Raw genomic sequence first — 4,574 nt, 5'->3', positions numbered from 1 at the left:
TGCACCCACCACCCGGTGGCCTGCGGGACCAACTGAACACGGAACGAAATCACCTGGGCTCAATTCCGGGTGGTCTCGTCATCGGGGACCGCTCAATCGGACTTAGTGCATTTTGCCGTGATACGGGCAGTGCCGGTGCTGATGCGCTACCCGGCCGTAGTGTGTCCGATAAACGTGCCGTCATGGGCTGCACGGTTGCCCACCTCGGCATCGCGGATGAGAAAGGGCCATGCGTGGTCGCAGGTTGGAATCCTGGGCGGGGCGTGTCGAACATAGGAACGGGGGTGACCTGCGGTTTTCGGGTGGGCGGTTGGTCATCGAAGCCGAGTACCCACTATGAGCGGGCGACCTTGATGACCACCGGCGGCAAAGTGGGCACCATCATCGGCCGACGTCGAGCGTTGTCTGCAGGTCGGGGTGCCAGCGAAGCGGTCGCCGCGCGACGATAGGCATGGCTACCCGCCGACGCCCGTTGTTCACTTCGAACAGCGCGCGCCGCCATGACGGGCCTTCCTCCTTATCCCCACGGGAAAGTTCTGTTGGCGTAGTCAGCCTCAGTCGATGCGGGTTATGTTGGGGGCGTGGAGCAGCGGAGGAGAGCCACCGCGCTGCGGCCATGAAAACCCGCACGAGTCCAGGAGACACAATGTCGTTGCCCCCTATCGGCGCGGTGCCGAGCATTCGTCAAACGCACAAGGTCGGCGTGCAGGACAACATGATCGAGAAGGTCACGACCTATTTGACCGCACTGGTCGAGGCCGAACGACCTGCGAGCGGCTCAGTGCTCGCGCACGTGCCGTGTGGCGCCTGCGGCGAGGTAGGGGTGTACCAGGTGTTCGACATTAAACGTGCACTGGCACTGCGTAACCGCTGGCGATACGCCATAGCTGGGTCGGGCATGGTCGCTGCCGTGCTCGCCGTGGTTGCCTTCACCGTCGCGACAGACCCGTTCAGCGGAGTCGGTCTTGCGCTGCTTGTCCCGATCGGCATCGCATTTCTCGCGGGCTCGACGTTTTGGAACCTGCTCCGGCACGAAGACGGCGTCCGCATCGACGCCGCGGCCACGCGCGCCGCCAATGTCGTCGAGTTCGACTTTCTCGGACACGATCTGCAATTCAGCCGCGGCGGACGAATAATACGATGAACGCCACCGCTCCGGGGCACGGTGCTGCGAAAGGCATGTGCTGGTTCTGCGAGTCCGAGCCCGCCGACGACGAAGCCGCTGGAACGGTCGAATTGCGGCGCGGCACCATCCCCTCGGTCGAGGCCACCGCGCTGCCGATCCCCCGGTGCCGAGCCTGCCGACGCCGGTGGGACCAGCTCTGGGCGCTCCAAGGAATGCTGATCGTGCTCTATACGGGCTTGATCGCCATGTGGGCGTGGAGTTTCCGGGTACAGGATCTGGTGCCACTGGTGTGGTTCGTCGCCGCACCGATCGCGGCGCTCTTCCCGTATCTCTGGTGCCGCCACCTGATCCGTGGCGCGACGGAGCGAGTCCGCCGGCGCACAGCGGAGTACCCGGCGATCGCCGCGGCCACGTCGAACGGCTGGGAGGCGGAGACCATGAAGTACTGGTCATGATGGGGCGCCGCCTGCCGGCAGCGCTGGTTGCAGGCGAATTCGCCAGCACCCCAGCACATCCGGACCTACTCAGACGGCAATGCTGGACGAGGTCGCCGCCGGAATGAACACGGCGGTCGCCCACGTTCGCCACTCGGCCTGCGCCGCCGCCACGGACCCACTCGCCTGCGCCGGCTCCGTCGACGTCTCGTCGTCGCGGTATCGGCGATCGGGGCCTCACCGGCCACAGCGTCGCGATCCAACGCGGCGACGAGCGCGGTGTGCCGACTCGGGTCGACCGGCGCATAGACACTCGCCGGAGCCGATGATGCGGCCGAAAGAGTCTGGAAGGCACCGGTATTCGCTTCCAGGATGGCGAGCAACGGACCGTGGAAGTCGCTGAGCTGGAGATCGACCCGTGTCAGACGTGCCTGGCGCTGGTCGAGCTGCGCGACGAGCAGTTGCGCGAGGCGCTGCTGGTGCAGTGCCGGACCGAGCGAGTCGAGCCTCCGGGACGGATCGACCGGATCATTGGTTCGGCGCGGGCGACGTTCGGGAAGCGCTTCTGTGAGCGCACCGTCTCGGCTGGGTAAGAGCTCGATTGCTCGATTGAACGATCTGGTTTCGGCCGTTGCCGCGCCGTTGGCTTGTGGCCGGAATCTGTTGGCGGGGTTGAAGTCCGATCCGGGCAAGGTCAGCTTGGAGACGCAGTTGCGGGAGGTGGACAAGCTGTCGGCGGTGCGTGTGCTGGAGTTGTCGGCGGATTTGTTCATCGATGCGAGTGAGAAGCTGGTCGACGCGTGGCGGGCACGTGCCGCGCGGTCGTTCCCGTCGGATCTACGCGAGGCCCCGGAGCCGATTCGGTTCACCCTGCTGGCGGCGTTGTGCTGGATGCGGTCGGCTGAGATCACTGATGCGTTGGTGGATCTGCTGATCGAGTTGGTCCACAAGGTGAATACGCGTGCGGATCGGCGGGTCGAGAAGGAATTGACGCGCTGGACCAGGCTTAGCGCGCCCGGCCTGGTCCAGCAGTTCCGACCTCGAATTCAGGTCTACGGCAAAACCAGTTCCGGGCTGTAGATACGAGCAATCCCCTGGCCGTTTTTGGTGACTTCGGTGAAACTGACATAGCGATGACCAGCCTTCGCCAGTGCCGCGTCCACAGTCAACGGCGGGGAGGGATACCTCCCGTTCAGGCAAGGGAATTCGCCACTGGTGGCGGCCACTTCATCGCTCGCCCCGCCGGCATAAGCATCTTTATCCACCACGGTCACAACCATGGTGCAATTTTCGCGCGTGATGGTGTCATTCTTGATCGTGAGGCCGCCAAATGCCCTGGGTACCCCATTCTCGACATAAATACATGAATCCACCTCCGCGGAGCCATCATTCGACAGATATGGGCCCATGCAGCTGTAAGGGCTATCCGGGGCGGCAACGGCCTCCGGTGCCATCAAGAGCAGTGGCGCCGCACTGGCAAAAATGCAAGACAGGACACGTGACAACGAACCGATGGGCATGTAAGACCTTTCGATTTCAGATGTATCAGATCTCCGACGAATGAACTCGTCCCACCTTATGTGCGCCATCCGTGGGCCGTGCACGTAGCGCGGGATCTAGGAGTGTGCGCACCCGCTTCATCACCTCGACCGGACACGGCGAGCCCGCCATGATGCCGGTACGCAGGCTGGGCAGATCCGGTGTCGCGGAATCCAGTTCTTCCGTCTCGGTGAGGAACTGCTGATCTACGACCCACCCGGCACGGTCCTGGACCCCCACGTCGACACCCCGGTGACACGCACGCTCATCCCCGACAGCGGATACGTGCTGCGCCCAGGCACCCTCTATTTGGGCGCGACCAGAGAAGCGATGGGCGGCACCCGCTGCGCCGCCACCTTGCATGCGTGCCGGTCGATATCGTGCCTGGTGCCGCCACACCGACGACGTGTTGGGTGTCGCGTTCAGCCCGGATGGCACCCGCCTCGCCTCGGGCAGCAGAGACACAACCATCCGCACCTGGCCGGTCTACCGACGTGACCCTGGGCTGCTTTGCGAAAAGTTGTCATCCAACATGGACCAGAACGCGCCGCGGTTGATCGAACCGCTGGCGACCGCCAACCTGCTCGAAGGCGAGGATTTCGACGGTGACGACGTGCTCCACGTCATCGACGAGTACATCTTCGCTCGCGGCGAGGAGATGATCGCCCGCACCGACGACGAGGGCGAGATGTGGTTCACCCCGGATGACCTCGACCAGCTCCGTGCCCGCCTGCGCACAGAGCGGGGTGAGTTACAGCGGCGGATCATTCGTCGTCGCGGGCCTCGGGATCGCGCAGGGGCCGGTGGGTTCGGCGCGGCACTCGATCACGTTCCTCACTGCACCTGCCATTCCGGCGCGTCGATCCGGTCGCGGGAATACCAGTGCCCGTCCCATACCCGGCCCGCGTCCCGTGCGGCGAAGAGCGCCTCGTCATCGTCGAGTTCGGGAAAGAAACGCTGTCTCAGCGCCGCCCAGGTGGCCGCGCTGGCGAAGGCAGCGGGAACCGTGACCGCCGACCCGAAGGAAGATCGGGACCAAGCGGCACGCCTCCCTGGTTGACGCCGCCACGGCGCGCGGAACGCTGGTCTATGTCCTCGGCTATACCGGGCTGCGCTTCGGTGAGGTTGCCGCGCTGACTGTCGCCGACGTGACGCGGGGGCGTCGGTGAAGTCGATACAACGGATGCTCGGCCACTCATCGGCGACACTGACGTTGGACCGGTACGGGCATCTTTTCGAGGACGAGCACGATTCGGTCGCCGACCGCCTTGACGCCCATTTCACCGCCGAGTGTGGGCAGGATGTGGGCAAGACCCTCCGTGTGGCCCGCTGAGCCCGGAGGAAAGGAGCGCTGACCTGCGCTTATGTTGTGCCCTCGGCAGGGCACATCGAACATGGGAACGGGGATGAACTGCGGTTTTCGTGTGGGCGGTTGGTGATCGAGGCCGAATACCCGTTGTAGGTGGGTAGGGTCG

Annotated in this window: 8 protein-coding genes and 2 pseudogenes; 8 read left to right on the top strand and 2 right to left on the bottom strand. The window is 64.6% G+C overall.

What is annotated here, in order from left to right; translation table 11 throughout:
• Positions 1-646: 646 nt before the first annotated feature.
• The 4 genes from ACZ60G_RS44015 to ACZ60G_RS44000 all read left to right on the top strand — a co-directional run bounded on the left by ACZ60G_RS44015 (position 647) and on the right by ACZ60G_RS44000 (position 2,640).
• Complete coding sequence (locus ACZ60G_RS44015; RefSeq protein ID WP_465818359.1) at positions 647-1,144, top strand: hypothetical protein; 498 nt, start codon at positions 647-649, stop codon at positions 1,142-1,144.
• Entirely contained in the window at positions 1,141-1,581 is a 441-nt protein-coding gene (locus ACZ60G_RS44010; RefSeq protein ID WP_465818357.1) for a hypothetical protein, read from the top strand. The genes ACZ60G_RS44015 and ACZ60G_RS44010 overlap by 4 nt, the downstream gene beginning before the upstream one ends.
• 368 nt (positions 1,582-1,949) lie before the next feature.
• Entirely contained in the window at positions 1,950-2,153 is a 204-nt protein-coding gene (locus tag ACZ60G_RS44005) for a hypothetical protein (RefSeq protein WP_465818355.1), read from the top strand.
• Positions 2,128-2,640: a hypothetical protein gene (locus tag ACZ60G_RS44000; RefSeq protein WP_465818353.1), complete on the top strand. Its 513-nt coding sequence runs from the start codon at positions 2,128-2,130 to the stop codon at positions 2,638-2,640. The genes ACZ60G_RS44005 and ACZ60G_RS44000 overlap by 26 nt, the downstream gene beginning before the upstream one ends.
• On the opposite strand, the gene ACZ60G_RS43995 is transcribed toward ACZ60G_RS44000, so the two are convergent.
• On the bottom strand, positions 2,613-3,080 hold the full coding sequence (locus tag ACZ60G_RS43995; protein ID WP_465818351.1) for a hypothetical protein: 468 nt from the start codon (positions 3,078-3,080) through the stop codon (positions 2,613-2,615). The genes ACZ60G_RS44000 and ACZ60G_RS43995 overlap by 28 nt on opposite strands.
• A gap of 25 nt (positions 3,081-3,105) precedes the next feature.
• Positions 3,106-3,339, bottom strand: coding sequence for a hypothetical protein (locus ACZ60G_RS43990; protein ID WP_465818362.1), 234 nt, complete (start codon positions 3,337-3,339; stop codon positions 3,106-3,108).
• On the opposite strand from ACZ60G_RS43990, the pseudogene ACZ60G_RS43985 reads away from it, so the two are divergent.
• From ACZ60G_RS43985 to ACZ60G_RS43970, 4 genes and pseudogenes are all read left to right on the top strand, one after another.
• Positions 3,256-3,480 (top strand): annotated as a pseudogene (locus ACZ60G_RS43985) (hypothetical protein); the annotation flags it as partial. The gene ACZ60G_RS43990 and the pseudogene ACZ60G_RS43985 sit on opposite strands and share 84 nt — an antisense overlap.
• A pseudogene (locus tag ACZ60G_RS43980) lies at positions 3,461-3,568 on the top strand (WD40 repeat domain-containing protein); the annotation flags it as partial. The pseudogenes ACZ60G_RS43985 and ACZ60G_RS43980, both read left to right, overlap by 20 nt.
• 63 nt (positions 3,569-3,631) lie before the next feature.
• A complete protein-coding gene (locus ACZ60G_RS43975; RefSeq protein WP_465818361.1) occupies positions 3,632-4,159 on the top strand; it encodes a hypothetical protein in 528 nt (175 codons plus the stop codon).
• A gap of 105 nt (positions 4,160-4,264) precedes the next feature.
• Positions 4,265-4,432, top strand: coding sequence for a hypothetical protein (locus tag ACZ60G_RS43970; RefSeq protein WP_465818349.1), 168 nt, complete (start codon positions 4,265-4,267; stop codon positions 4,430-4,432).
• The last annotated feature ends 142 nt before the right edge of the window (positions 4,433-4,574 follow it).

The sequence above is a fragment of the Nocardia sp. NPDC102475 genome (assembly GCF_055584605.1).
Note: the sequence above shows the minus strand (reverse complement) of the source record. Positions and strands in the feature narration are given on the sequence as shown.